Raw genomic sequence first — 25660 nt, forward strand, 5'->3', positions numbered from 1 at the left:
TAAATAACTGGATTGGTGTATAATCTTAATTGCTGTATCGCTTTACCGCGCAATAAAGTTGAAGATTTCCGGGCGGTTTTATTGTATGATATGAGGAAAGCTTTCAAATAGACAATGTTAAGAGCATTGATCCGGAAGAGGATGGGGGGAGCAGCATGACCGAACTTACGACTACCGTTAGCAAAAGCAACTCCAATAATCTGCTGCGGCGGGACGTACGGTTCCTGGGGAATATTCTGGGCGAAGTCTTGGTACACCAAGGCGGCAACGAACTGCTGGATATCGTGGAGAAGATCCGTGAAACCAGTAAATCGCTGCGCTCATTGTTTTTGCCTGAACTGCACAATGAATTTAAAGAGCTAATTAGTTCACTGGATACGGAGAACCGGCATCAGGTGATACGGGCTTTCGCCATTTATTTTCAATTGGTGAACATAGCTGAGCAGAATCACCGCATTCGCCGTAAGCGCGATTATGAACGTTCTGCCGGGGAGACCGTACAGCCAGGGTCGATCGAAAGCGCGATTCAGGAGCTCCGCGAGCGGGATTTCTCCCACGAGGATGTTCATGAGATCATGAACGGCCTGTCTCTGGAACTAGTTATGACGGCTCACCCTACGGAAGCCATGCGCCGTGCGATCCTGGATATCCACAAACGGATCTCCGATGATGTCATGGGACTGGATAATCCGACTCTGACTTTCCGCGAACGCGAACAGCTCCGTGAGAAACTGCTGAATGAAGTAATTACCCTGTGGCAGACGGATGAGTTACGTGACCGCAAGCCTACCGTGCTCGATGAAGTGCGCAATGGCATGTATTATTTCCATGAGACGATTTTTGAAGTGCTGCCGGATGTGTATCAAGAGCTTGAGCGATGTCTAAGCAAATATTATCCGGGCCAGAACTGGCATGTGCCGACCTATCTGCGTTTCGGTTCATGGATTGGCGGCGACCGTGACGGGAACCCTTCGGTGACTGCGGCCGTAACCTTGCAGACGCTGCGTCTGCAGCGCAAGCTGGCAATTCGTGAATATCAGCGGATTATGCGCGAATTGATGCAGTACCTGAGTTTTAGTACAAGCATCGTCAATGTGACGCCGGAGCTGCTGGAGTCCATTGAGAAGGACCGTAACATTATCAATCTTAACCGGGTTGATGCCTGGCGCAATGATAATGAACCTTACCGGATTAAGCTCAGCTATATGATCTCCAAGACACAGAATGTTCTGGATGATGAGAAAAAAGGTACGCCTGAGCGCTATTCCTCACCAGAGCAATTTATAGATGATTTGAACGTGATTGACCGCAGCCTGCGGCATCACTATGCCGACTATGTAGCAGACACCTACATTAAGAAGCTAATCCGCCAAGTGGAGCTGTTCGGCTTCCATACGTCAACCCTGGATGTCCGCCAGCACAGCCAGGAGCATGAGAATGCGATGACGGAGATTCTGGCCAAAATGAATGTTACACCGGACTACTCCAAGCTGGAGGAGAAACAAAAGATTGAGCTGCTCGAAAAGCTGCTGAATGATCCGCGTCCGCTGACATCCCCTTACCAGTCTTACAGTGAAGGTACGGAGGAATGCCTTGCGGTATACCGGACGATCTTCCAGGCGCAGGAGGAATACGGCAAACAGTGTATCACAAGCTATCTGATCAGTATGGCGGAAGCAGCCAGTGATATTCTCGAGGTCATGGTATTCTCCAAAGAAGTGGGCCTGTTCCGCAAAGACAACGACGGTACGGTTGTTTGTACTTTGCAGGCGGTACCGCTGTTTGAAACCATTGACGACCTCCATGATGCACCGCAGATTATGCATACGCTGCTCAGCATGCCGATCTACCGCGATGCAGTCACTGCGATGAATGATCTGCAGGAGATCATGCTTGGTTATTCGGACAGTAATAAAGATGGTGGTGTGGTTACTGCGAACTGGGAGCTGCGCGTTGCTCTGAAGCAGATTACAGCGACTGCCGATGAATTCGGCATTAAGCTGAAGTTCTTCCACGGACGCGGCGGAGCCCTTGGACGCGGCGGTATGCCGCTGAACCGGAGTATTCTGGCCCAGCCGGCTTCCACCATTGGCGGCGGTATCAAGATTACCGAGCAGGGGGAGGTTATCTCTTCCCGGTATTCGATGAAAGGCATTGCTTACCGCAGTCTGGAGCAGGCGACATCTGCTCTGGTTACGGCGGCTATTCATGCCAGATCGCCACAGGCGGATCTGTATGAAGCGAAGTGGGATGAGATTATTGCCCGCATCTCTGAAGTCTCCCTGAACAAATATCAGGATCTGATCTTCCGTGACCCGGATTTCCTGACGTACTTCAAAGAATCAACCCCGCTGCCGGAGGTTGGGGAACTGAATATAGGTTCACGCCCTTCGAAGCGTAAGAACAGTGAACGCTTCGAGGATCTGCGTGCCATCCCTTGGGTATTCGCCTGGACGCAGAGCCGTTATCTGCTGCCTGCGTGGTATGCTGCCGGAACTGGACTGCAGAGCTTCTATGAGGATAAAGAAGAGAACCTGAAGATCATGCAGCATATGTATGCCAACTTCTCTTTCTTCACGACCTTGATCGATACCCTGCAGATGGCTATTGCCAAGGCGGATCTCGTAATCGCCAAGGAATATGCCGGCATGGGCAAAAACGAAGAGGCGCGGGTGCGTATCTTCGGCCAGATTGAAGCCGAGTTCAAGCTGACCTCCGAGCTGATCCTGAAGATTACCGGCCAGCAGGATATTCTGGATAATGTTCCGGTTATTCAGGAATCGATCCGCCTGCGTAACCCGTATGTTGATCCGCTCAGCTACCTGCAGGTTCAGCTCCTTGCCGAGCTTCGCGCCCTGCGCGATGTGGAGGGCGATGACGCTGAGCTGCTGCGTGAGGTGCTGCTTACTATCAACGGTATTGCCGCCGGTCTGCGGAATACCGGCTGATAATTTTTTGGTGTTAGCTCTTTGAAGTCGGCGAAGCCGCTTCCTAAACCCCGTTCGCCTCTATACTGGAGGCTGAACGGGGTTTTTGCAGTGACGGGGGCCGGGAAACAGTAAGGCCCTGGTGGCCGCCTGGTAGAAGCTGCTGCATCCAAGCAGCTTCGCGCACTTTGCCCCACCCCATTGTTGCCTGAGATATACTTTGGGCAACAAAAAAGAGGTTCACCCCGGCTGATGGAGACGGCGGAGCGGAAATTTGGAACTGGAGGAGCGGCAGCGTTCGCCTTTATTGGCAGATTTCGACCGCAGACTGCGGTTCCAATCAGGAAATCTGCCAATAACAGCGACCGGAAGTCCAAATGTTTCGCGCAGTCCGCGACTAATCAGCCCCCCCGTCCGCTTTTCAGAGTACAATATATATAGAAGGTAACAATACAAACCTTGATTTTTGCAGGAACTTGAATTACGATTTAAATGCTTGTACCGTGGATGATCAAGAGCTGAGATACCAAGGGCGGCAAGTCTGGGGGAGTTAACAGGTGGAGAATCTGGAAGGCAGATTGACAAAGCTCGCCTTGAAGGGCGACCAAAGGGCATTTGCCGAGCTTGTGGAACTATATAAAGACAAAATATATCATCTGGCTTACCGTATGCTGAATAACCGCCATGAGGCGGAAGATATTGTTCAGGAAACTTTTTTGCGCGTGTACCGGAATTTGGACCGTTATGATGATAAACAGAAGTTCTCAACGTGGATCTACCGTATCGGCACGAACCTTTGTATTGACCGGCTGCGCAAGCGGCGGCCGACGTATTCACTGGATGCCGAGATGAACGATCAAGAGGGAATTGACGGGTATTCGATGATTCCGAGCGACAATGTGACACCGGAGACGGAGCTGCTGCTCTCGGAGACACAGAGCCTCATCTATGAGGCCATCGACAGCCTGCCCGTGAAATACAGGTCGGTGATGATACTGCGCTATCTGCAGGATTTATCGCTTCAGGAGATCAGTGATGTGCTGGATATGCCTGTGACGACGATCAAGACCCGTGTGCATCGCGGACGTGAGTTTTTACGTAAAAAATTAGGCCCTAAATTGTAAAAATAGATTATTTTTTTATGAAACTCCTGCATGGCAGTGACGTATGTAAGTTAAGCAAGTCTTATGCGTCCTGCTCCTATGTCTTGAAAGAATTAAATAAGCACTCATGAAAGGATTGGCTCCTATGGAATGCAAACTGGCCGTCTCTATGATGCACGACTACCTGGATGACGACTTGCCCGAACTGCAGCAGAGGGAATTGAAGGAGCATCTTCTATCCTGTACGGATTGCCGTGTGAAGTTCAAGGAACTGGAACAGACCGATATGCTGATGTTTTCCCTGATGCACCAGACCCCTGTTGCCTCGGAGGATCTTGTAGGCCGGATTATGAATTCATTACCGAAACCCAAGAAGGAAAGAGCTTTTATCACCTGGATCAAACGACATCCGGCGCTTACGGCAGCCTCTGTGTTTATCTTCGTGATGCTGATGAGTTCTGTAACTTTTTGGAATCAGGATAGACAGCTTGTAGTCAGAGGGACTGACCTCGATCAGGTTGTTATCAAAGGGGATACGGTTATCGTACCCTCCGGCAAAATCATTTCCGGGGATCTGACGGTGGAGAACGGTAAAACTCAAGTATACGGGGAAGTCAACGGCAATGTGACGGTGATCGACGGCTCGCTGTATCAGGCTTCAACCGCCCATATTTCCGGGCAAGTCAAAAGCATAGACCAAGCGGTAAGTTGGCTCTGGTATAAAGTGACGAACATGTTCTCTGAAGTTGCCTACCGATAGCTAATGTTGGTCGCTTGTAGCAGAAAACTCATTTGCGCCTCTTTTTCCGGAAAGATGGCGCTTTTTTGTTGCCTGAAAACACCAGTTTTGCAATTTGCTTCAGCCCTAAACTTGCAACCGGAGGCTGAACGTTATAACCTAGATATGATACAGTGCTAACAGACAATTTACATAAACCCAGCTAATTTTGAAATGACGGGGGTTTTCGGCAATGAGCTATTTTACCGACCTTACATGGAAAGAGTCCATTAAAGATATAATCGATATTCTGATTGTCAGTTACATCATCTACAAAGTACTGAATATGGTGCGCGGTACGCGGGCCGTTCAGCTCCTGAAGGGAATTCTGGTCCTGGTTGTAATCTGGGGGGGCAGTACCCTATTGGATTTGTACACGCTCAAATGGCTGATGAACCAAATGTTTACATTTGGGGTGTTTGCGATCTTTATTATTTTTCAGCCGGAACTGCGCAGGGGGCTGGAGCAGCTCGGCCGGGGGAAATTCTTCGGGCGGACTGCCGAGAATGATGAAGAGATCAGTAAATTAATTGGTGAAGTTATTAAAGCGGTGAATTATTTAGCTGTGCGCAAAATCGGGGCATTAATCGTCTTCGAGCGGTCCACGGGACTCAACGAATATACGGAATCCGGTATTGCTATGCGTTCTGAGGTCAGCTCCGAACTGCTGATTAACATATTCATTCCGAATACACCGCTGCACGACGGGGCGCTGATTATGCAGGGGAGCCAGATTGCTGCGGCCGCCTGTTACCTGCCATTGTCAGAGAATCCATTCATCAGCAAGGAGCTCGGTACAAGGCATCGCGCCGCCATCGGCATTAGTGAAGTGGCAGACTCCGTATCTGTTGTCGTCTCCGAGGAGACCGGACAGATCTCTCTGGCCATTAACGGACAAATCGTCCGGGATATCAAGGAAGAGTCGCTGATCTCGAAGCTGCATCAAGAGCTGAGTGCAAGCTCACTCCTGAAGGATAAAAGTTCCGCTTTCTGGAAATGGAGGGGGACTAAGAACAATGGATAAATGGATGAAGAATAATAACTTCAACAAAATTCTTGCGCTTGCCCTCAGTATTATTCTCTGGACCATTGTGCATGTAGATACGGCGCCGGCGAATCGGACTACGGTTAATACCGAATCGAAGACCATCGAGAATGTCAAAGTGGAGATCGAAGGCTTCGATAGTGATACCTATGTACTGACGAAGGATGTAGAGAGCGTTAGGATGGAGGTAAGGGGCAAAAAGTCCGATCTTACCTACAAGTTCTCCGATGCCTACCGGGTGTGGCTGGATCTAAGTGATGTGAAACCCGGCGACAATACGCTTCCCTTAATGTATTCGACGCCGAGTGGTGTAACCTTGGATGATATGGTGCCGAATCAGGTGAATGTGCATATTGAGCTGCGGACGACCAAGTCTTTTCCGGTTACCCTGAATATCACGGGGGAGCCTGCAGCAGGTTATCAAGTGGGGAATCCGGTGGTTGATCCGTTATCGGCAGAGGTGACCCTTCCGGCCAGTGAACTCGGACGGGTAGCGAAGGTACAGGGGAATATTGAGCTGGATGGGGAGAATGAGCCGTTCAGTGAGAAGAAGCTGAAGCTCTATGCTTATGACACTGAAGGGAACGAGCTGAAGGATGCTGTGATCGAACCTTCAACAGTGGGTGTAGAGCTGCCTATTACGCTTCCGTCCAAAACACTGCCGCTGGATATCAGCTTTACCGGCAGTCTGCCCGGTTCATTGGTCCTGTCCCGGGTTACACCTGAACAGGATATGGTGACTGTATATGGCAGCACGGAGACATTGCAGAACCTATCCTCTTATGAGGCGGTTCTTAATCTAAGCTCCATTACAGCTGCCGGTACAGAACAGCTGAAGCTGGAGCTGAAGCCGCCGGAGGGGGCCGGGAAGATCGAGCCTGCGGCCATGAATGTATCGGTCTCAACAGCGGAGATCGCCCAGCGGACGATCTCCGCTGTGCCTATTAAGCTGGAGGGGGTAGGCAACGGGCTGACAGCCCTTATATTAGATCCTGTGAGCACTTCCATGGATCTGACAGTATCGGGTGCGCCTACCCTGCTGGACCAGCTGGACCAGGATAATGTCAGTGTGGTTGCTGATGTGGGCGGACTTACGGCTGGAATTCATGATATTCCGCTGCAGGTCTCCCTTCCCCGGTTCATAGCACTGCAGAATGACGGTCCGCAGCTTACTGTAAAGGTAGAACTGCTGGCTCCAGCTACACCGGAGCCTTCTGCCGGAGCTGACAACAGCACGGCTGTTCCTACTACGGAGCCCAGTGCTGAGCCGGCTGCCGTTGAGGAGACGCCCCTAGAGCCGTCTCCTACCCACACTGACGAGTCTGTAGAGCCGACCCCGACTCCGTCACACACCCCTGCGGAGAACGCGGCTACACCCACAGCAGGCGGCAATAACGCCGGCAGTACGGGTGGAACGTAACTTTTTGTTCAAGAACACGTCTATTTATTATGCATCTCATATACACGGAATAAAGAATCAATCATACTATAATTTATTAAGCTGAAGCAGCGTATTAAAAGGAGAAAAAAGATGGGTAAGTATTTCGGAACAGATGGCGTACGCGGAGTCGCAAACCGTGAATTAACAGCAGAGATGGCCTACAGCATTGGACGCTGCGGGGGATATGTACTGGCAGGAAATGTGGAAAAGCCTAAGGTCGTAATTGGGATGGATACACGTATTTCCGGTCCGCTCCTGGAATCGGCACTGATTGCCGGCTTATTGTCCATTGGCGCGGATGTGATCCGCCTGGGTGTGGTATCTACACCTGCGGTTGCTTATATTACAAGATTGCTCAAGGCTGATGCCGGTGTCATGATTTCAGCTTCGCATAACCCGGTGGAGGATAACGGGATTAAGTTTTTTGGCGGAGACGGCTTCAAATTGACTGATGAAACAGAGCTGCGGATTGAAGAGCTGATGGATGCCGAGCAGGATGAGCTGCCGCGTCCGGTCGGATCGGGTCTCGGTACGCTCCGGGTAGATAATGATGCGAAATATCTGTATCTGGAATATCTGAAAACGACGATCGACCAGAACTTCAAGGGCATTAAGGTAGTACTGGACTGTGCGCACGGCGCGGCTTATGAGCTGGCACCACGGCTGTTCAGAGAGCTGGGAGCCGAAGTAATCTCCATCGGTGCAGAGCCGGACGGGCTTAATATTAACGACGGATTCGGTTCCACACATCCGGAGACCCTGCGTGCGGAAGTACTGCGCCACGGGGCGGACCTGGGACTCGCTTTTGACGGCGATGCCGACCGCCTGATTGCTATCGATGAGAACGGCGATGAGGTTGACGGCGACTTTATCCTCTGCATTTGCGGGGATGCCATGAACCGTGCGGGTAAGCTGAAGGACGGTACAATTGTATCCACAGTAATGAGCAATATCGGATTCTACAAAGCTACAGAGAAATTATCGCTGAATACAGCGAAGACTGCTGTCGGCGACCGTTATGTCATGGAAGAAATGCGCCGTGGCGGTTATAACCTGGGCGGAGAACAATCCGGCCATGTAATCTTCCTGGACTACAATACGACAGGTGACGGTATTCTGACGGCGATTCAACTGGTCAATACGATGAAGACTTCCGGCAAGAAGCTTAGCACGCTGAAGTCCATGATGACCAAATATCCGCAGGTACTGGTAAATGTGCGTGTGCAGGACAAAACCAATTATCCGAACAATCCGGCGATTGAAGCCGCGATCATAGAAGTCGAAGGCAAGCTGGGCGACAATGGGCGTGTACTGGTGCGTCCTTCGGGAACCGAGCCGCTGATTCGTGTAATGGCGGAAGGACCGGATAAGGCCGAGCTTGATCTTTTTGTAGGACAGATTGTTGAAGTGGTTCAGCGCGAGCTGGTGTAATTACGCTAATAAAGCAAGAATGGGCAGCCGGTGGACGGAGGAGTAATGTTCGTTCACCGGCTGAACCTTTAGTGTGGACGATGTTTTCAATTGAAATGGATGAAAAAGGTTTTCTTTGCCGCATCATTGCCAAAACGATGTAAGGTGCATATAATAGACTAAGTGTCATTCCAGAAGGAAAGCGGGGATAGTAAGGTTGAAGCAATGCAAGCGCCAGAGCTTGATCTTGTGCGGGGGAGAAGGGAAGACCGGAAGCTGCCAATAAGGGCAGAACGGCCTGAACGGATCACGGCAGATGTAAGCTGACGAGGTGGAGGTGTTCGAAATGTTCGGCGGGGACCTCCCGGTGATGCACCAGAGCCGTAAATGGAAGCGGAAAATGCGAGGGCGACCTCTCACACAACGCTCCTGTGGGTGCCAATTGAAATGTACAAATCATGGGTATGCGCATATGCAGGAAACGCAGATGGTTCTGCCACGGCAGAGGAGAAGACTGTGCATTTTCATGACTATAGATGCAAGTGACAGGTTATTTTGTTGAGCTGTTAATGACAACAACATATTTGCTTTTCTTCAAAACATGCCGTACGGCACGTTTCTTTCCTCATGGCCGCCCTTACTACGAAAATTGGACGGAGGAAAATATAATGTGTGGTATTGTAGGATATATTGGTAATCAGAATTCGCAGGGGATCTTGGTCGAGGGTTTGAAGAAGCTGGAGTATCGCGGGTATGATTCCGCAGGTATTGCCGTATTCACCAAGGAAGGTCTGCAGGTTGTAAAAGCACAGGGCCGTATGGCGAACCTGGAATCCCGTCTCGAAGCAACTCCGCTGACAGGCAGCGCAGGAATTGGCCACACCCGCTGGGCTACACACGGCAAGCCATCCGATGAGAACTCTCATCCGCACACAGATAACACCCACAAATTCTCCGTAGTTCATAACGGGATTGTTGAGAACTATCTGGATCTCAAGGAAGAACTGATTGCCGGAGGAGCTAAATTCTCTTCCGAAACAGATACCGAAGTTATCTCCCATCTGATTGCGCGTGAATACAATGGGGATATCGTGAAGGCTGTGCAAAAAGCGATCACTTATATGCGCGGTGCGTTCGCGCTGGGTGTTCTGACTGAATATGAACCGGATAAACTGGTAGCAGTACGTCAGGCCAGTCCGCTGATTATTGGTCTTGGAGAAGGCGAAAACTTTATCGGGTCTGATATTCCTGCACTGCTGGAATACACCCGCAACGTATATATTCTGAACGACGGCGAAATGGCTGTATTGACACGGGATGCTGTCGAATTGATGACGATTGAAGGCAACTTTATTTCTCGGGAAATGATTACTGTCGATTGGGATGCTGTTACCGCAGAAAAAGGCGGTTATGAGCACTTCATGCTGAAAGAAATCCACGAGCAGCCAAAGGCTTACCGCGATACAATGCGCGGCCGGATGAATGCTGCAGGCAACAAAGTCATTCTGCCTGAGCTTAACCTGACTGAAGAACAAATTAAGAACATCCGCAATATCCAGATCGTCGCTTGCGGTACTGCTTATAACGCAGGTCTCGTAGGACGTAACCTGATTGAGTCCCTGGTGCGTATTCCGGTAGAGAATGACATTGCTTCCGAATACCGTTACCGTGCGCCGATCGTGACTCCGGAAACACTGGTTATCGTAGTCAGCCAATCCGGTGAAACTGCAGATACACTGGCCGCTCTTCGTGAAGGTCAAGCCAACGGAGCCCATGTTCTGGCAATCACCAATGTAGTAGGCAGCTCTATTGCCCGGGAAGCAAACAGTGTACTGGTAACACTGGCTGGTCCGGAAATCGCTGTAGCATCGACCAAAGCTTACACTTCCCAACTGATCGCATTCACTTTGCTGGGTCTGTACCTGGCTGAAGTACGCGGCACCCAGTCTGAACCTGAAGTGGCTAAGATTCTCGCAGCTATGCAGTCTCTGCCTGAGCAAGTAGAAGTAATCCTGGCTCAGAAAGACGCAATCAAAGCTTACGCTGAGCAAATCGCTGAGCATAAGCACCTCTTCTTCATCGGCCGCGGTGTAGATTACGCAGTAGCCCAAGAAGGATCGCTGAAGCTGAAAGAAATCTCCTACATTCACTCCGAAGCTTATGCTGCGGGGGAACTGAAGCATGGTACACTGGCGCTGATCGAAGAAGGCGTTCCTGTCATTGCCCTGGCAACTCAGGAATCCGTGCTTGAGAAGACCGTCAGCAACATCAAAGAAGTGAAAGCCCGCGGCGCACATGTCCTGGCGATCACTCATGAAGGACACAAAAACGATCTGCTCAGATCCGTTGACCAGGTGTTCGTGATTCCTCAGACCCTGCCGCTGCTGACTGCTGCATTGTCCGTAGTGTCGCTGCAGTTGCTGGCTTACTATGCGTCACTGGCTCTGGGTCATGATGTTGATAAGCCGAGAAACTTGGCTAAGAGTGTTACTGTGGAGTAATGAAGTTCGGGCATTGTTTCAAATTGTCCAGTGAAATAAAAGATTGAAACCAGTTAAAAAAGAGTAAAACCAGTTAAAAATAAGTGAAACTAATGATAAAAGTGTAAAACCGATAGTGCACCTAGAAGGTAGCCTGAAAGAATAATTCAGGTTGCCTTCTTTTCATTAGGTAATTGTATCTAATTTGAAATATGGCGGTGAAATAGATGCTCGATATTGGATATAGAATTAAATGTATCCGAAAAGAGGAAAATCTAAACCAAACTCAATTTTCTAAAAGTATTGGGATCTCTCAAGGAAATCTAAGCGAAATTGAGATGGGAAATAGCAATCCCTCAGCAGAAACCTTAATAGCAATTAGGGTTAAATATAATGTTAATTTAAATTGGTTACTAACCGGCTTAGATACAGAAGATGGGGTTACATATGGGGATTATAATCAAAAAAATGTAGTTGAGATTTATAAAGAACTTAATGACTATGATAAGAATGAAATTATTGAGATAATGCGATTAAAGATAAAATTAAGATCATAAGTGTTGTAGTAAAAGGTAACCTAAAAATAACGCGGGTTACCTTTTTTAATTTTGCAGATGATACTTCTGCAATGAAATTATTGTCTGACTAGGAAGTTGATTAAATGAAAAGTGAAGTGTTTTATGCTGAATATAATTATGGATTTAGTTGAAAATACATATAAAGAATGCCTTCTAATTTAGCCTCTAACGAATACTTCGTGTGGCTAAGACTAACTGCCGTTGGTGCGATTGATAAGGTGGTCATTAAATACCGGGAGAACAATAACCGGGTTACGATTAAAGGTTTAAATTCTTCATGCCAACGGATCGTAGATAAACTGGCTATCCATAATGATGCCAATGCAAAGTCAAGTGCCCACTAATTTGACTTCAGGAGTGAATGAAGGATGTATAATCGGATCGTATTAGCTGTAGATGGGTCGGAGAATTCCCTGAGAGCGACCAAGGAAGCGGTAAAGCTGGTATCTTTAACACCAGGCTGCCAGATTGATGTGATTAGTGTTGCCGACTTCTCCAAAGCAAAGAGTGAAATTTTGCATACTGGGGGCAGAGAGGAGCTGGAGCTGAAGAGACGGCTGAAGCTGGCACCTGTCGAAGAAATACTGAAACAAGGAAATACCGTATATAAATTAAAAATAATGCATGGAGAGTCCGGCCCAACCATCATCGAATATGCTAACAAGGAAAAAGTGGAGCTGGTTATCATCGGGAGCCGGGGATTAAATGCACTTCAAGAGATGGTTCTGGGAAGTGTTAGCCATAAGGTTGTAAAAAGAGTGCATTGTCCGGTAATGATTGTAAAATATCGAACGGTTTTAAATGTCACAAAAACCAACCTCGATCATTGTCGGAGTTGGTTTTTGTGATTCCGGGATCGAGCAGATTACCATAGCCGATTTTCAAGGGAATGTATAATAATTTAAAGCAGTTTCTCCATAATCATCACGTTAATAAACACTCCATTCATAATTCCCTGCTTCTCAAATACACCAACCTGCCGATAACCCATTTTCATGTACAAGCCTTGACCGCCTTGGTTGAACGGAAAAGTAAAGAGAACAATTTTATAAAAGCTCTTTTCCTTAGCTATCTTGTGTAAGGACTCTAGGAGAGAACTACCTACACCCTGTCCACGAAAGCTGCGATCAATGTAAACGGAGAGGTCAGCGACTCCATTATAGGCACAGCGATGGGAGTAAGGGTTCAGAGAAGCCCAACCGACTACTTCACCTTCTCTTTCCGCTACCCAAACGCTAAAGCGGCCTTGGTGATCGTTGAACCATGCCTCCATATAGGAGGAATCTTTCGTCTCCGTTTCGAGCGTAGCGATCCGGTCCTCGATCCCTTGATTGTAGATGCGAAGGATACTTATAATATCCGCTGATGTGGCCTGACGAACAGTTAAATGTAGTGATCATATGAACATCCTCCTAATGCTTACTTTCTTGCTTTAATTACAGCAGAAACGATGTATTGGTCAACGTTCGCACCGGGAACCCAGTCTTTGATGAAAGTTCTGGATTCGTCTTTTGGCTCAATAGTAATCTCAGAGAAGCCACTTTCCCGAAGCATCTGCTCTACATCAGCAATGGAAGAGGCTCCGGAGATACAACCAGAATATAATTCGTCCAGGTCATTTTTGATCTCAGGGGGAAGCTCAGCTGTAGTTACGATATCAGAGATAGCCAGACGCCCGCCAGACTGAAGGACACGATAGGCCTCACGGAATACTTGCTGTTTGTCTGGTGAGAGGTTAATCACGCAGTTGGAGATAATCACGTTTATTGAATTGTCAGCGACGGGGAGATGTTCAATTTCGCCCAATCTGAATTCCGCGTTGTTGAATTTTCCTTTAATAGCATTGTCCCTTGCACGGCTGATCATTTCAGGTGTCATATCCACACCGATAACATGGCCTTGCTCACCTACCTGCCGGGAAGCGAGGAAGCAATCGAATCCACCACCGCTCCCAAGGTCCAGAACATGTTCACCCGCCTGCAATTCAGCAATAGCCTGAGGGTTACCGCATCCAAGGCCTAAATTTGCGCCTTCAGGAGCTGCAGACAGATCCTCGCTGGAATAACCCAGCTTAGCGGATATGGCATCAAAATCAGATGGGGAGTCACAGCAGCTACTTTCAGCAGGTGCGCAGCAGGAAGAGGCAGCTTCGACCTTTTTCACAGCGATTTTTTGATAGCGTCCCCGAACATTCTGACGGATTTGATCATTTGTAAGTTTGCTCATGATTAAACACTCCTTTAATTTAATATTTGATTTTTCTTTGCTCATTTAGCAGCAGGGTTCGCAGCAAACAAATTGTTTTGAACGGAAAAATGAAGGGGAAAAGGTCCCTTTCAAAGTGTCCTTCTTCCTAAAGTATTTCCAAGCATGCAGCGTGACTTGATGTAATTCCTCCTGACGGCGTTTGTGTAAGACCTCGGCCACGTATAGATCTCTCAGCATCAAAAAACCTCCTAGTCATTAGACGAGCGTTGAAATAATTTGCAAATTGCAAATATGAGTCAAGAGAAATCACCCTTTTACAGGTGCGCAGCAATTGCTGGATTTCCCCATGGCTTCGTTGAAAAGCTTAATGGATCGTAGTAATGTGTCTACTTCAAACTCACTCATATTCGAGAAGGCTTCATTCAGGTATGCGTTCATTTGTTGATCAATGGTTGTAGCTACCATTTTTCCTTCGGGAGTAAGCGACAGATTATAAACTCTTCGATCTGTGGGATCAGGTGTCTTTTTAACCAAATTCATTTTCACTAAAGACTGAACTTGTCTGCTGAAAGTCGTAATATCAGTCCCCAATATTTCAGCGACCTGTTGCATGGAGGGATTGTGGCTTCTATCAATTTCATACAGCAGATGGCTTTGGGTTGTGGAGAGATCACATCCACCTACGCTGCAGCAATCCTTGTTGAGCAAACCTAAACGCCGGGTCATGATTTGGAATAATTCTCGTGGAGTTTCCATTGTTTTCACCTCATGTATTAGTTATAACTCCGATATTTGCAAATTGCAAGTTAAAATTAAATTTATCTTGTCTTGATTTCCGGACTTTGTATATTACAATATAATCATAAACTTATATACTAATGAATGAGGTGTATTATGTGAAAACTCAGTGGGTAGATATGATCCCTAAGCGCATCTTGATCTTGCATTCTGAACGAATGATTAGCGATCTATTAAGCTTTGGACTAATGAATCAAGGATATATTGTTAATATCGGTGCTTATACTGCTCCGGGCTTAACATTGCCGATTTGTGATTTGCTTATAGTAGATTCGATGCTCAGAAAAGACAAGCAATCCGAGATAGAAGTGTATTGGAGAAGCGCAGGCAGTCCACCCATCATAGAGATCATTAAGACCCCCAGCTCTTTCTTAACACAAGATGTGTTTACTGGTTTTGTACGAGATCATATTCAAGTACCTATAGAGTTTCCGGAGTTGATTCGGAAAATTGAATTGATCTTAAGCAGATACACAGGAAGTGCGTCTAAGCTGCAAGTATCCTCACAGACAAAGGCTTATAGGTTCAGGGATGTGGAAGTCTACATCGACCGGTTCGAAATAGAAAGAAATCATACGGTGTTGTCACTGGGGAAAACTGAGCTCTATATATTCATCAAACTCCTGCAGCATGAATCCAGATACGTTACTTTAGATTATCTGGAGAATATTTGTATTTTTGATTTACAGATTTCAAGCCGTACCATTCAGGAGCATATTTTAAAACTGCGCAAGAAGCTGGCTATTTTTCATGGGGGAATGGAAATCAAGAACTTAAGAAAAAGAGGTTATCGTCTAGTCATTCACAACCGGGAGGAACAAGCATGAAAGCTACACCTATGCGTATATTCTTTCTTAGTAACTACAACCGCTGCCGGAGCCAGATTGCTGCGCGATTGGTTGCTCATTACGGGGGAGCGCACGTTCGAGTAGACAGTGGTGGGATTGAACCAAAGATCATAGACCCGTTAACCATACAAGTTATGAATGAGGCAGGAGTGCCGCTGCTCACTGAAAGCGGGTGGGCCTTTGATATTCTTTCGATTCTGGAAGCCGATTTGGTGATCGTCTGTTGCGATGACAAAAGGGAAAGTTGTCCGGTGTTCCCGACCGGCGTAGCCTATGAGCTTTGGAATATTCCTGATCCGTATACATTTGTGCCTACGACGACAGAAGAGCTTATGGAGGTCATATTTAAAATTAAAGGTTATATCGAACAAGTGTTTGAAAAATACAATATCCCAATGCATGGGGAGCCCTCTCATTCATCGGAATGAATTATTTAACGCAGAGTTAACAAAAAGGAACGTCATTTTTTACAATATAACTATATTCTTATATTGTAATATAAATATGTTCAAATGGGAGCGATGAAAAAGATGAAGAGGGTTATGTCATTGTTTGCGGTTTTGAGTCTATCTTTTGCGTTAGCAGCTTGTGGCAACGGGAACAACGGTGCCAATAACGCTACGGGAGCAACTGATGCACCAAGTAATGCAAGCAGTGCCGAGCAAAGTGCCACTCCTGAAACTTCCCTGTCTGGATCGATAGAGATCGATGGTTCAAGCACAGTTTATCCAATTACCGAAGCTGTAGCTGAGGAGTTTGGTAAAGAAAATAAGGATGTCCGCGTAACTGTTGGTGTATCAGGAACAGGTGGCGGTTTTAAGCGGTTTGCAGCCGGTGAGACAGCGATCTCCAATGCATCTCGTCCCATTAAGGATGAAGAGGCTGAACTCGCGAAGACAAACGGAGTTGAATATATCGAATTAGAAGTTGCGTATGACGGATTGTCCGTACTTGTAAATCCGGAGAATGATTGGGTCGATCACTTAACGACTGAGGAACTGCATGAAATCTTCAAACCAGGCAGCACAGTGAACCAATGGAGTGATGTGCGGAGTGAATGGCCTGCAGAAGAGATTAAGATTTTCTCACCAGGTGCTGATTCCGGAACGTTCGATTACTTCACAGAAACTATTAATGATGAAGCTCAGGCAAGCCGTAATGATGCTCTGGTAACCTTTAGTGAAGATGACAATACACTCGTTCAAGGGGTTGAGGGAGAGAAATATGCCCTGGGGTATTTCGGCTTTGCTTACTTTGAGGAGAATCAGGACAAGCTTAAGCTCGTTCCTATCGATGGAGGCAAAGGTCCAATCTCTCCTTCAGCGGAAACCATTAATGATGGTACGTATGCTCCATTGTCACGCCCGCTCTATATTTATGTGAATAAAGCTTTCCTGGAAAAACCTGAAGTGAAAGCATTTGTGGACTATTACATGAATAATGCTGCTGACTTATCCGAAGAAGTTGGCTATATCCGCCTTCCTCAAGAAATGTATGACGAAGGAATCGCTAAGCTTCAATAAATCATTTTGTAAGGATAGAGGAGTTCATTGTGATATCTCGACATTATATAAATGTGGAGGTATCACATTTTTTGTCCTAATTCTGAAATTAAGGAGATTATGTGTGATGCAGGAGGTTCCAAACCATCCGTTTAGAAAAAAGAAGCTGCGAATAACAGATTATATCATGCCAGTCCTGCTATTTTTATGTGCAATTATTTCGGTATTCACTACCATTGGGATTGTGTATACGCTATTCTCTGAATCTATTGCTTTTTTCAATGAAGTTTCCTTGGTAGATTTCTTTACCGGCACGAAGTGGGCCCCGCTAATCGCTCCTACCAGCTTTGGAGTGTTGCCGCTGCTAGCAGGAACTTTTATGGTTACGATTATTGCTTCACTCATTGCCCTTCCCATTGGATTAGCCACCGCCATCTACTTAAGTGAATATGCCTCTCCGAAGGTAACGAAAATTGTTAAGCCTGTATTGGAAGTATTGGCTGGGGTGCCGACAATTGTTTATGGTTATTTCGCCCTAAGCTTTATTGCACCTGTTATCCAAGGTCTGATTCCCGGTGCAGGCATGTTCTCTGCCCTCAGTGCAGGGATTGCCGTAGGGATTATGATTATCCCCATGGTTTCCTCACTCAGTGAAGATGCGATGCGTGCAGTTCCTAAAAGCTTGAGACATGGTGCATATGCTCTTGGGGCGACTCGTCTGGAAGTGGCGCTGCAGGTGGTTGTTCCGGCAGCTCTATCGGGTATCATCTCTTCGTTTGTTCTTGCATTCTCACGGGCTATTGGAGAGACGATGATCGTTACTATTGCTGCGGGTGCGACACCTCAAATGACAGGGAACCCGCTTGACAGTATTCAAACCATGACGGCTTACATTGTACAGGTAAGCTTAGGAGATACACCGCATGGTTCTTTGGCGTATGGCTCTATCTTTGCCGTTGGATTGACGCTGTTTGTCATTACATTTGGTTTAAATATTGTAGCCTCTGCCATTGCGAAGCGGTTTAGGGAGGTCTATTAGTCATGGGAGAACAAAGTAAACAAATTGCCGGCAGAAGAAGAAAAGATACGGCATTGAAGCTGGTATTCCTTGCAGCAACTTCCGTAGGTATTCTGGCCCTTATCCTATTAATGGTGACCATATTAATGGATGGTATCCAATCGTTTACCCCAGATCTGTTCACCAACTATCCTTCACGTAGAGCATCGTCTTCGGGATTGAAATCAGCGCTCGTCGGAACGGTGTACATGGTTCTTATCATGGTTCCGCTATCGTTTCTAATTGGAGTAGGTGCAGCGATCTTTTTAGAGGAATACGCGCAGAAAAATTGGTTGACCAAGGTTATTCAATTGAACATCAGCACTTTAGCAGGTGTACCCTCTATTGTATATGGTATCTTAGGGCTTGCGATATTTGTGAGAGGCCTTCATTTGGACCGAAGCCTGCTTTCCGGTGCATTAACGATGACACTGCTTGTTCTTCCAGTGATCATTGTCTCTTCCCAAGAGGCAATTAAAGCCGTCCCGAATACAAGAAGAGAAGCATCTCTTGCCTTGGGAGCAACCAAATGGCTAACGGTACAACGTGCTGTATTGCCTTCGGCTTTTCCAGGAATATTAACGGGGGTTATTCTGGCAGTCTCACGGGCGATAGGGGAAACGGCTCCCTTGGTTATGATTGGAGCGCTAACTTATGTAGCATTCCTGCCCAATAACCTGCTGGACCAGTTCACCGTAATGCCTATACAAATCTATAACTGGATCGCTAAGCCACAGACCGATTTCCATGATCTTGCTGCAGCGGGAATTATCGTATTGCTCGTGATGCTTCTATTCCTCAATATGATTGCTGTAATCCTGCGCAATAAATTTCAGAAGAACCTGTAAAGAAGGGAACTACCAGAGATGAATGCCATAGAAGTGAATGAGCTGAATGTATATTATGGAAAACATCAGGCGCTCAAGGATATACATTTGGAGATTCCTGAAAAATCAATTACAGCGTTGATTGGTCCTTCCGGCTGCGGAAAATCCACCTTGCTGCGAACCATTAACCGAATGAATGACCAAATTCAGGATGTGAGGGTGGAAGGAGATATTCAGATTTCAGGTTATTCAATATACGAAAAAGGGATACGAACAGAAATGTTGCGTAAGCGTGTGGGTATGGTGTTCCAGTTGCCGAACCCGTTCCCCATGTCGATATACGATAATATTGCCTATGGCCCCCGGCTGCACGGGATCAAGAAGAAAGCGGCTTTGAATGAAATTGTGGAAACAAGCTTGCGTGCTGCCGCTGTATGGGAAGAAGTTAAAGATAACCTGAAGCATCCTGCCTTGAGCTTATCTGGAGGACAGCAGCAGCGGATATGTATTGCAAGAGCACTGGCTGTAAATCCGGATATTCTGCTGATGGATGAATCCACGGCAGCGTTAGATCCCGTATCTACGCAAAAGATTGAAGAGCTGGTGAAGGATCTGAAACAAACATATACCATCGTAATGGTCACTCATAACCTGGCTCAAGCTGCCCGGATTTCAGATCAAACAGCTTTTTTGCTTAGTGGTGAATGTATTGAGTATGCTTCAACGCTGGATTTATTCTCGAGCCCGGTAAATGAAAGCACCAGTAATTATGTCATGGGCCGGTTTGGTTGATTTTACAATGCGATAACATAAAGTATGATTTGGATATAACGAACTAATTATATAATGAACTATAAATAGAAAGGGGTCTGAGAAAATGGAACAACCCATTCGCCTGTATTTCCTCTGTATCCAGAATCGTTGCCGCAGTCAGATTGCTGAGGCTTTTGCCAGACATTATGGTGGGGAGCATGTGATCGCTGAAAGTGCAGGACTTGAATCCGGAGAGATTCATCCCTATACGATCGAAGTCATGAAAGAAGTGGGAATTGATATTTCAGGAAAAAGCTCCAAAACGATTGATATGACAACATTTATGCAATCGAAAGTCATTATAAAGTTATGTGAACAAGTCAATGAAAAGTGTCCGATCGTTCCCTTTGCCATCAAGAATGTACAATGGGATATTACAGATCCATTAACCCATGAGGGCCGTCTGGAAGACGTGAGGGCTGCACGTGATGAAATCCAGCTGCGGGTGCTTGAGTTATTAAAAGAAATGAATGTCCCTGTTAACGAATAAGTCTTTCTTGCCAACTACTTTTAGCACGGGAGGAATAGCAATGGAAGAGCCGTTAGTGATCCTATTTCTGTGTACAGGTAATTCTTGTCGAAGCCAGATGGCTGAAGGGTTTGCCCGGTATTACAGTGAACTCTATAAAGGAAATTTGGAGATTTACAGCGCGGGCCTTGAAGCACACGGGTTGAATCCACGGGCAGTACAAGTCATGGAGGAAGCCGGTGTAAGTATTTCAAACCAAACCTCGGACATTGTTTCTCTGTCCCTCATCGCCCGTTCCGACATCATTATTACCTTATGCGGCCATGCAGATGAGCATTGCCCGGTATTGCCTCCAAGAGTCAAAAAGGTGCACTGGGGATTTGAAGATCCGGCAAAAGCCAATGGTACGGAAGAAGAAATTATGAGTAAATTTCGTGAGGTTCGGGATTTAATTAATATCAAGATGAAGTGGTTCATTGAAGGATTGTCAAAGTCCGGTCGGTTCGAATTCAAAGCTGTCCTTCAATAAGTTGATGGATCGATTGCAATTGCCTTTCTTGATTTTAAACGAAATGAACTTTAATATATGATTATATATTTATGTATCATTTGGTTTGTACTCTGGAGAGGACTGTGCATATGTTCAATAGTGAAATGGCTGAGAAGCTGAAATTATTGGGTGACAAAACCAGGCTAACGATACTTGGACTGCTTAAAGATAAAGAATGGTGTGTATGTGATTTAGTCGATATTTTAAATATGTCTCAACCTAGTGTGAGCCAGCACTTGAGGAAATTAAAGGCACAGGGGCTAGTGAAGGAGACGAAACGCGCACAATGGGTATACTACTCTTTGGATATAGAAGAGGGTTCCTTTATTCAACCCGTTCTAAGTGCATTGCCTGACACCCAAACGCTACTGTCCTTGTTAAAAGGGGAGTACTCGGAATGTGCTTGTGATTAAGGATTGAACAGGAGGGGAATCATATTCTCACTTGATTATATAAGTGTATAGTTATATAATGATGAGGTGAAAGGGGGACTGAAGATGAGCTTTAATCTGGATGAGTTGGATGAAGTATCGCAGACGTTAAAGCTTCTGGGAGATAAGACCAGGCTGACGATGATGAAACTTCTGGAGAAGCAGGAATGCTGTGTATGCGAGCTTGTTGAAATATTCAAGACGAGTCAGCCATCTGTGAGCCAACACTTGCGGAAGCTTAAAGATGCAGGCTTGGTCAAGGAGAACAGGAAAGGCCAGTGGATTTTTTACTCGGTGAATCCAAACAGCATCCAGCATGAATTAATTCAGAATCTGATTGCCTTCGTTCCTTCACAGGATCATGAATTAGAAGAGCTCGATAAGAAAGGCTTAAGGATTTCATGTGACTAAATGGAGGTTAGCGGATTGGTTTCTGTATTCTTAGCGGGTTTCATTTTTATTGTTACTTTAGTATTTGTCATTTGGCAGCCTAAAAACTTATCCATTGGCTGGTCTGCCTGCGGCGGAGCGGTACTCGCGTTACTTGCCGGAGTAGTCAGCTTTAGTGATGTTAAGGACGTCACTTTGATTGTATGGAATGCCACACTGGCCTTTGTTGCGATCATTCTGATCTCGCTCATCCTCGATAAAATTGGATTCTTCGAATGGGCTGCCCTACATATGGCCAGAGCTGCCCGCGGGAATGGAACCCGGATGTTCATCTATGTCACCATTCTTGGTGCGGTAGTAGCCGCGTTTTTTGCCAACGATGGAGCGGCGCTCATTCTGACCCCGATTGTGCTGGCTATGGTCCGTGCGCTGAATTTTGATGAGAAGAAAGTCTTTCCGTTCATCATTGCTAGCGGGTTCATTGCGGATACTACGTCTTTGCCGCTGGTTGTAAGTAATCTGGTGAATATCGTATCGGCGGACTTTTTCGGGATTACCTTTATGGAATACGCTGGACGGATGCTGATGCCTACTTTGTTTTCCTTAGGGGCAAGTATTCTGGTTCTGTACTTCTTTTTCCGTAAAAGCATTCCCAAGAAATTCGATAGCTCTCAGCTGAAAAATCCGCAGGAAGCTATCAAAGATAAGAAAATGTTCAAACTATCCTGGTGGGTATTAGCGCTTCTGCTGGTAGGATACTTCGTGAGTGAGTTCCTTAACATTCCGGTGTCTGTGGTAGCCGGGGTTATCGCAATATTCTTCCTTCTCATGGCGAGAAGAAGCCCTAATGTCCCCACGATGGAAGTGGTGAAGGGTGCGCCTTGGGCGATAGTATTCTTTTCCATCGGGATGTATGTCGTCGTGTATGGTCTGCGCAATGCGGGGCTGACGGACGTCCTTGCCGATGTCATTCAAACTGTGGCTGATCAGGGGCTGTTCGCCGCAACGATGGGGATGGGCTTTATTGCTGCAATTATCTCATCCATAATGAATAACATGCCTACGGTTATGATTGATGCACTGGCCATTGATGCTACGCATACCTCGGGACTGATTAAGGAAGCCTTGATTTATGCGAATGTCATCGGCTCTGACTTGGGACCAAAGATTACACCGATTGGTTCACTAGCTACTTTGCTGTGGCTGCATGTGCTTTCGACCAAAGGGGTGAAGATATCCTGGGGAACGTATTTCAAAACAGGTATTATCCTGACGATCCCTACGCTGTTTATCACACTGCTTGGCCTCTATATAACATTGATCCTATTTTAAACTCAAAGGAGATTACGACTCATGGATAAGAAAACCATTTACTTTTTGTGTACAGGAAACTCCTGCCGGAGCCAGATGGCCGAAGGCTGGGCCAAGAAATACTTGAGCGATGAATGGAATGTGTACAGTGCAGGTATAGAGGCTCACGGTCTGAATCCGAAAGCCGTTCAAGCGATGAGTGAAGTAGGGATTGATATCTCAGCTCAAACGTCGGATATGATTGATCCGCAGCTGCTTAATAACGCTGACCTTGTGATTACATTGTGTGGAGACGCTGCAGATAAATGCCCAATTACTCCGCCTAAAGTGAAACGTGAGCACTGGGGATTTGATGATCCGGCGAAAGCGCAAGGAACAGATGAAGAAAAATGGGCTGTCTTCCAGCGGGTTCGTGATCAAGTGGGCGAACGCATCAAACAATTCGCTGAAACAGGAAAATAATGTAGGGTACAGCCGGGGCTTCCCGGCTGTATTTCTAAGGAGGAGATGGAGTTCATGAAAAGAATTGAAATCTATGATCCGGCGATGTGCTGCTCCACCGGTGTATGCGGACCTGTAGCTGATCCTGAATTAATTCGTATATCTGCTGTAGTTCATAACTTGAAGAAGCAAGCTGTGGATGTTTCTAGATATAATCTAACCAGTGAACCGGATGCTTTTGTTACGAATGCTGAAGTCAGACAATTGCTGACTGATGAAGGTCCTGAAGTATTGCCGGTTACTTTTGTGGACGGGAAAGTGGTTAAAAAACAGGGCTACCCCACGAATGAAGAGTTAGAGCAGTGGACGGGGATTGCCGCAGCTGAATTGATAGCCAAACCTCGTATCCGTCTTGAAATCAAGACAAAGTCATAATAGATGCCACAATAAAAGAAAGAAGGCATACCATGTCTAATCTCTTTGATCCACTGACTATGCTGCCGACACCGTACCTGTTCTTCACAGGGAAAGGCGGAGTGGGTAAAACCTCAACAGCCTGTGCAGCAGCAGTAGCGCTGGCAGACTCCGGCAAACGGGTGCTGCTGGTGAGTACGGACCCAGCCTCCAATCTGCAGGATGTTTTCGGTACAGAGCTGTTTAACCATCCGACTCCCATTGAAGGGGTGCCCAATCTTTATGCGGCCAATTTAGATCCGGAGACAGCCGCCGAAGAATATAAGGCAAAAGTAGTTGCTCCATACCGGGGAGTGTTGCCGGATTCGGTCGTCGCTTCGATGGAAGAACAATTATCAGGGGCATGTACGGTGGAAATTGCTGCTTTTGATGAATTCACCACTTTGTTGACGGATGAGAAATTGAAGGCACAGTTTGATCATATTCTGTTTGACACTGCGCCAACAGGGCACACGCTGCGGCTGTTACAGCTGCCTTCAGCCTGGAGCGGATTCCTGGATGAAAGTACGCATGGGGCTTCATGTCTGGGCCCCCTGGCGGGTCTGGAAGCTAAAAAAGTGCTATATCATGAAGCGGTTAAGTCCTTATCGGACGGGGCCCTGACTACCCTGATCCTGGTCACCCGTCCGGAGCTTTCTCCTTTAAGGGAAGCTGCACGTGCATCCTCTGAACTAAAAGAAACCGGGATCAATAATCAGCTGCTTGTGGTTAATGGGGTACTTACTTCATCTATCAACGAAGATGAAGTGGCGAAGAGCTTTGTAGAACGGCAACAGAAGGCGCTGTCACAAATGCCTGCTGAACTACAGGCTCTGGCAAGCTACACTATCCCGTTAGCTCCCTTTAATGTTACAGGCATCGCAAGCTTGCGTGCATTCTTCGCTCCAGTCCAAGGGAATTCAGATCATGTACAACAGGTAGAGGTGAACGCTGACATCCCCTCACTTGAAGCATTGATCTCCGATTTGGAGGGTAGCGGGATTCGGGTGATCTTTACGATGGGTAAAGGCGGTGTGGGGAAAACTACTGTAGCCTCTGCTATAGCTGTTGGTCTGGCCGAACGGGGACACCGGGTTCATCTCAGTACAACAGATCCGGCGGCTCATCTGGAATATGTATTCGGTGATCATTCCGATCAGATTTCCGTCAGCCGGGTTGATCCGAAGGTGGAACTGGAGAAATATCAGCAAGAGGTGATCCTCCAGAATGCAGATTCCCTTGATGAAGAGGGGCTTGCTTTTCTGGAAGAGGATTTAAGGTCGCCGTGTACCGAAGAGATAGCCGTGTTTCGAGCATTTGCTGACTTGGTAGAGCGCTCTGAGGAAGAGCTTGTTGTGATAGATACAGCACCAACCGGTCATACGCTGTTATTGTTGGATGCCACTCAGGAATACCATAAGGAAATCGCCCGTTCCTCTGGCGTCATTCCGGATTCCGTGCAGCATTTACTGCCGAGACTTCGTGATCCGAAAGAGACAAGTGTTGTCATTGTCACTCTGGCAGAGGCTACTCCAGTTTATGAAGCCTCACGCCTGGAACAGGATTTGAAGCGTGCGGGTATTCCTACAAAATGGTGGGCGATCAATCAAAGCTTTGCTGCTGCAGGGACAACAGATCCTGTGCTTAGCGGGCGGGCTCATGCCGAACTGAACTGGATTCAGAAGGTAGAACAAAATGCTAAGGGGCATGTGGTAATCATCCCTTGGAAGCAAAGCGAAGTAACCGGGTATGAGCAGCTTAAAGAACTCTCGGCAAGTAGTTCAAAGTAGAAAGAGTGGA

At 46.8% G+C, this 25660-nt stretch carries 25 protein-coding genes and 1 pseudogene; 23 read left to right on the top strand and 3 right to left on the bottom strand.

What is annotated here, in order from left to right; genetic code table 11:
* Window positions 1-155: 155 nt before the first annotated feature.
* The 9 genes from ppc to QW71_RS05060 all read left to right on the top strand — a co-directional run bounded on the left by ppc (window position 156) and on the right by QW71_RS05060 (window position 12610).
* Complete coding sequence (gene ppc, locus QW71_RS05015) at window positions 156-2948, top strand: phosphoenolpyruvate carboxylase (RefSeq protein ID WP_039294221.1); 2793 nt, start codon at window positions 156-158, stop codon at window positions 2946-2948.
* A 536-nt stretch (window positions 2949-3484) separates the two neighbouring features.
* Window positions 3485-4051 (top strand): RNA polymerase sigma factor SigW, encoded by a 567-nt coding sequence (sigW, locus tag QW71_RS05025; protein WP_039294228.1) that lies wholly within the window; start codon window positions 3485-3487, stop codon window positions 4049-4051.
* A 124-nt stretch (window positions 4052-4175) separates the two neighbouring features.
* Window positions 4176-4790, top strand: a complete 615-nt coding sequence (locus tag QW71_RS05030) for a zf-HC2 domain-containing protein (protein ID WP_039294231.1) — start codon at window positions 4176-4178, stop codon at window positions 4788-4790.
* 211 nt (window positions 4791-5001) lie between these two features.
* A complete protein-coding gene (gene cdaA, locus QW71_RS05035; protein ID WP_039294234.1) occupies window positions 5002-5832 on the top strand; it encodes a diadenylate cyclase CdaA in 831 nt (276 codons plus the stop codon).
* Complete coding sequence (locus tag QW71_RS05040; protein WP_039294239.1) at window positions 5825-7273, top strand: CdaR family protein; 1449 nt, start codon at window positions 5825-5827, stop codon at window positions 7271-7273. Before cdaA ends, QW71_RS05040 begins: the two co-directional genes overlap by 8 nt.
* Window positions 7274-7384: 111 nt before the next feature.
* A complete protein-coding gene (gene glmM, locus QW71_RS05045) occupies window positions 7385-8725 on the top strand; it encodes a phosphoglucosamine mutase (RefSeq protein ID WP_039294242.1) in 1341 nt (446 codons plus the stop codon).
* A 647-nt stretch (window positions 8726-9372) separates the two neighbouring features.
* A complete protein-coding gene (gene glmS / locus QW71_RS05050; RefSeq protein WP_039294244.1) occupies window positions 9373-11205 on the top strand; it encodes a glutamine--fructose-6-phosphate transaminase (isomerizing) in 1833 nt (610 codons plus the stop codon).
* A 206-nt stretch (window positions 11206-11411) separates the two neighbouring features.
* Window positions 11412-11741, top strand: a complete 330-nt coding sequence (locus QW71_RS05055) for a helix-turn-helix domain-containing protein (RefSeq protein WP_039294246.1) — start codon at window positions 11412-11414, stop codon at window positions 11739-11741.
* Between the two features lie 389 nt (window positions 11742-12130).
* Complete coding sequence (locus QW71_RS05060) at window positions 12131-12610, top strand: universal stress protein (protein ID WP_063776430.1); 480 nt, start codon at window positions 12131-12133, stop codon at window positions 12608-12610.
* Between the two features lie 53 nt (window positions 12611-12663).
* Here QW71_RS05060 and QW71_RS05065 read toward each other — a convergent pair.
* From QW71_RS05065 to QW71_RS05075, 3 genes and pseudogenes are all read right to left on the bottom strand, one after another.
* Window positions 12664-13140: pseudogene (locus QW71_RS05065) on the bottom strand (arsinothricin resistance N-acetyltransferase ArsN1 family A); the annotation flags it as partial.
* A 41-nt stretch (window positions 13141-13181) separates the two neighbouring features.
* Entirely contained in the window at window positions 13182-13988 is an 807-nt protein-coding gene (locus tag QW71_RS05070; RefSeq protein WP_039294248.1) for an arsenite methyltransferase, read from the bottom strand.
* Window positions 13989-14276: 288 nt separating this feature from the next.
* Complete coding sequence (locus QW71_RS05075; protein ID WP_039294251.1) at window positions 14277-14726, bottom strand: MarR family winged helix-turn-helix transcriptional regulator; 450 nt, start codon at window positions 14724-14726, stop codon at window positions 14277-14279.
* 140 nt (window positions 14727-14866) lie between these two features.
* Between QW71_RS05075 and QW71_RS05080 the strand changes: the two genes are divergently transcribed.
* The 14 genes from QW71_RS05080 to arsA all read left to right on the top strand — a co-directional run bounded on the left by QW71_RS05080 (window position 14867) and on the right by arsA (window position 25650).
* Window positions 14867-15595, top strand: coding sequence for a winged helix-turn-helix domain-containing protein (locus tag QW71_RS05080; protein WP_039294253.1), 729 nt, complete (start codon window positions 14867-14869; stop codon window positions 15593-15595).
* Window positions 15592-16044 (top strand): low molecular weight phosphatase family protein, encoded by a 453-nt coding sequence (locus QW71_RS37770; RefSeq protein WP_052769897.1) that lies wholly within the window; start codon window positions 15592-15594, stop codon window positions 16042-16044. The genes QW71_RS05080 and QW71_RS37770 overlap by 4 nt, the downstream gene beginning before the upstream one ends.
* 93 nt (window positions 16045-16137) lie before the next feature.
* Entirely contained in the window at window positions 16138-17139 is a 1002-nt protein-coding gene (locus QW71_RS05090; protein WP_039294255.1) for a PstS family phosphate ABC transporter substrate-binding protein, read from the top strand.
* 106 nt (window positions 17140-17245) lie between these two features.
* Window positions 17246-18157 carry a phosphate ABC transporter permease subunit PstC gene (pstC, locus tag QW71_RS05095; RefSeq protein WP_039294258.1) on the top strand — a complete coding sequence of 304 codons (912 nt, stop codon included), beginning with the start codon at window positions 17246-17248 and terminating at the stop codon, window positions 18155-18157.
* A 2-nt stretch (window positions 18158-18159) separates the two neighbouring features.
* Window positions 18160-19023 (top strand): phosphate ABC transporter permease PstA, encoded by an 864-nt coding sequence (gene pstA / locus QW71_RS05100; RefSeq protein WP_039294261.1) that lies wholly within the window; start codon window positions 18160-18162, stop codon window positions 19021-19023.
* 18 nt (window positions 19024-19041) lie between these two features.
* A complete protein-coding gene (gene pstB, locus QW71_RS05105) occupies window positions 19042-19794 on the top strand; it encodes a phosphate ABC transporter ATP-binding protein PstB (protein ID WP_039294263.1) in 753 nt (250 codons plus the stop codon).
* An 85-nt stretch (window positions 19795-19879) separates the two neighbouring features.
* On the top strand, window positions 19880-20305 hold the full coding sequence (locus QW71_RS05110) for an arsenate reductase ArsC (RefSeq protein WP_039294266.1): 426 nt from the start codon (window positions 19880-19882) through the stop codon (window positions 20303-20305).
* A 40-nt stretch (window positions 20306-20345) separates the two neighbouring features.
* Window positions 20346-20813, top strand: a complete 468-nt coding sequence (gene arsC, locus QW71_RS05115) for an arsenate reductase (thioredoxin) (RefSeq protein WP_039294269.1) — start codon at window positions 20346-20348, stop codon at window positions 20811-20813.
* A gap of 110 nt (window positions 20814-20923) precedes the next feature.
* Window positions 20924-21247, top strand: coding sequence for a metalloregulator ArsR/SmtB family transcription factor (locus QW71_RS05120; RefSeq protein WP_039294271.1), 324 nt, complete (start codon window positions 20924-20926; stop codon window positions 21245-21247).
* Window positions 21248-21331: 84 nt separating this feature from the next.
* Entirely contained in the window at window positions 21332-21676 is a 345-nt protein-coding gene (locus QW71_RS05125; RefSeq protein WP_039294274.1) for a helix-turn-helix transcriptional regulator, read from the top strand.
* Window positions 21677-22987, top strand: a complete 1311-nt coding sequence (locus tag QW71_RS05130) for an arsenical efflux pump membrane protein ArsB (protein WP_039294279.1) — start codon at window positions 21677-21679, stop codon at window positions 22985-22987.
* 21 nt (window positions 22988-23008) lie between these two features.
* Complete coding sequence (arsC, locus tag QW71_RS05135; RefSeq protein ID WP_039294280.1) at window positions 23009-23428, top strand: arsenate reductase (thioredoxin); 420 nt, start codon at window positions 23009-23011, stop codon at window positions 23426-23428.
* Window positions 23429-23482: 54 nt separating this feature from the next.
* Window positions 23483-23842 (top strand): arsenite efflux transporter metallochaperone ArsD, encoded by a 360-nt coding sequence (gene arsD, locus QW71_RS05140; RefSeq protein WP_039294281.1) that lies wholly within the window; start codon window positions 23483-23485, stop codon window positions 23840-23842.
* A 32-nt stretch (window positions 23843-23874) separates the two neighbouring features.
* The gene (gene arsA / locus QW71_RS05145; RefSeq protein WP_039294282.1) at window positions 23875-25650 is read left to right on the top strand and encodes an arsenical pump-driving ATPase; all 1776 of its coding nucleotides are present in this window, start codon (window positions 23875-23877) and stop codon (window positions 25648-25650) included.
* Window positions 25651-25660 lie beyond the last annotated feature (10 nt).

Origin of the sequence: Paenibacillus sp. IHB B 3415 (assembly GCF_000802655.2) — a bacterium.
Classification (GTDB): Bacteria; Bacillota; Bacilli; order Paenibacillales; family Paenibacillaceae; genus Paenibacillus_AQ; species Paenibacillus_AQ phytohabitans.

What these genes read in the sequence shown, in the direction of transcription:
- ppc (WP_039294221.1), top strand. Translation starts at nt 156, where the DNA reads ATGACCGAACTTACGACTACCGTTAGCAAAAGCAACTCCAATAATCTG.
- QW71_RS05030 (WP_039294231.1), top strand. Translation starts at nt 4,176, where the DNA reads ATGGAATGCAAACTGGCCGTCTCTATGATGCACGACTACCTGGATGAC.
- cdaA (WP_039294234.1), top strand. Translation starts at nt 5,002, where the DNA reads ATGAGCTATTTTACCGACCTTACATGGAAAGAGTCCATTAAAGATATA.
- QW71_RS05040 (WP_039294239.1), top strand. Translation starts at nt 5,825, where the DNA reads ATGGATAAATGGATGAAGAATAATAACTTCAACAAAATTCTTGCGCTT.
- glmM (WP_039294242.1), top strand. Translation starts at nt 7,385, where the DNA reads ATGGGTAAGTATTTCGGAACAGATGGCGTACGCGGAGTCGCAAACCGT.
- glmS (WP_039294244.1), top strand. Translation starts at nt 9,373, where the DNA reads ATGTGTGGTATTGTAGGATATATTGGTAATCAGAATTCGCAGGGGATC.
- QW71_RS05055 (WP_039294246.1), top strand. Translation starts at nt 11,412, where the DNA reads ATGCTCGATATTGGATATAGAATTAAATGTATCCGAAAAGAGGAAAAT.
- QW71_RS05060 (WP_063776430.1), top strand. Translation starts at nt 12,131, where the DNA reads ATGTATAATCGGATCGTATTAGCTGTAGATGGGTCGGAGAATTCCCTG.
- QW71_RS05070 (WP_039294248.1), bottom strand. Translation starts at nt 13,988, where the DNA reads ATGAGCAAACTTACAAATGATCAAATCCGTCAGAATGTTCGGGGACGC.
- QW71_RS05075 (WP_039294251.1), bottom strand. Translation starts at nt 14,726, where the DNA reads ATGGAAACTCCACGAGAATTATTCCAAATCATGACCCGGCGTTTAGGT.
- QW71_RS37770 (WP_052769897.1), top strand. Translation starts at nt 15,592, where the DNA reads ATGAAAGCTACACCTATGCGTATATTCTTTCTTAGTAACTACAACCGC.
- QW71_RS05090 (WP_039294255.1), top strand. Translation starts at nt 16,138, where the DNA reads ATGAAAAAGATGAAGAGGGTTATGTCATTGTTTGCGGTTTTGAGTCTA.
- pstC (WP_039294258.1), top strand. Translation starts at nt 17,246, where the DNA reads ATGCAGGAGGTTCCAAACCATCCGTTTAGAAAAAAGAAGCTGCGAATA.
- pstA (WP_039294261.1), top strand. Translation starts at nt 18,160, where the DNA reads ATGGGAGAACAAAGTAAACAAATTGCCGGCAGAAGAAGAAAAGATACG.
- pstB (WP_039294263.1), top strand. Translation starts at nt 19,042, where the DNA reads ATGAATGCCATAGAAGTGAATGAGCTGAATGTATATTATGGAAAACAT.
- QW71_RS05110 (WP_039294266.1), top strand. Translation starts at nt 19,880, where the DNA reads ATGGAACAACCCATTCGCCTGTATTTCCTCTGTATCCAGAATCGTTGC.
- arsC (WP_039294269.1), top strand. Translation starts at nt 20,346, where the DNA reads ATGGAAGAGCCGTTAGTGATCCTATTTCTGTGTACAGGTAATTCTTGT.
- QW71_RS05120 (WP_039294271.1), top strand. Translation starts at nt 20,924, where the DNA reads ATGTTCAATAGTGAAATGGCTGAGAAGCTGAAATTATTGGGTGACAAA.
- QW71_RS05125 (WP_039294274.1), top strand. Translation starts at nt 21,332, where the DNA reads ATGAGCTTTAATCTGGATGAGTTGGATGAAGTATCGCAGACGTTAAAG.
- QW71_RS05130 (WP_039294279.1), top strand. Translation starts at nt 21,677, where the DNA reads ATGGAGGTTAGCGGATTGGTTTCTGTATTCTTAGCGGGTTTCATTTTT.
- arsC (WP_039294280.1), top strand. Translation starts at nt 23,009, where the DNA reads ATGGATAAGAAAACCATTTACTTTTTGTGTACAGGAAACTCCTGCCGG.
- arsD (WP_039294281.1), top strand. Translation starts at nt 23,483, where the DNA reads ATGAAAAGAATTGAAATCTATGATCCGGCGATGTGCTGCTCCACCGGT.
- arsA (WP_039294282.1), top strand. Translation starts at nt 23,875, where the DNA reads ATGTCTAATCTCTTTGATCCACTGACTATGCTGCCGACACCGTACCTG.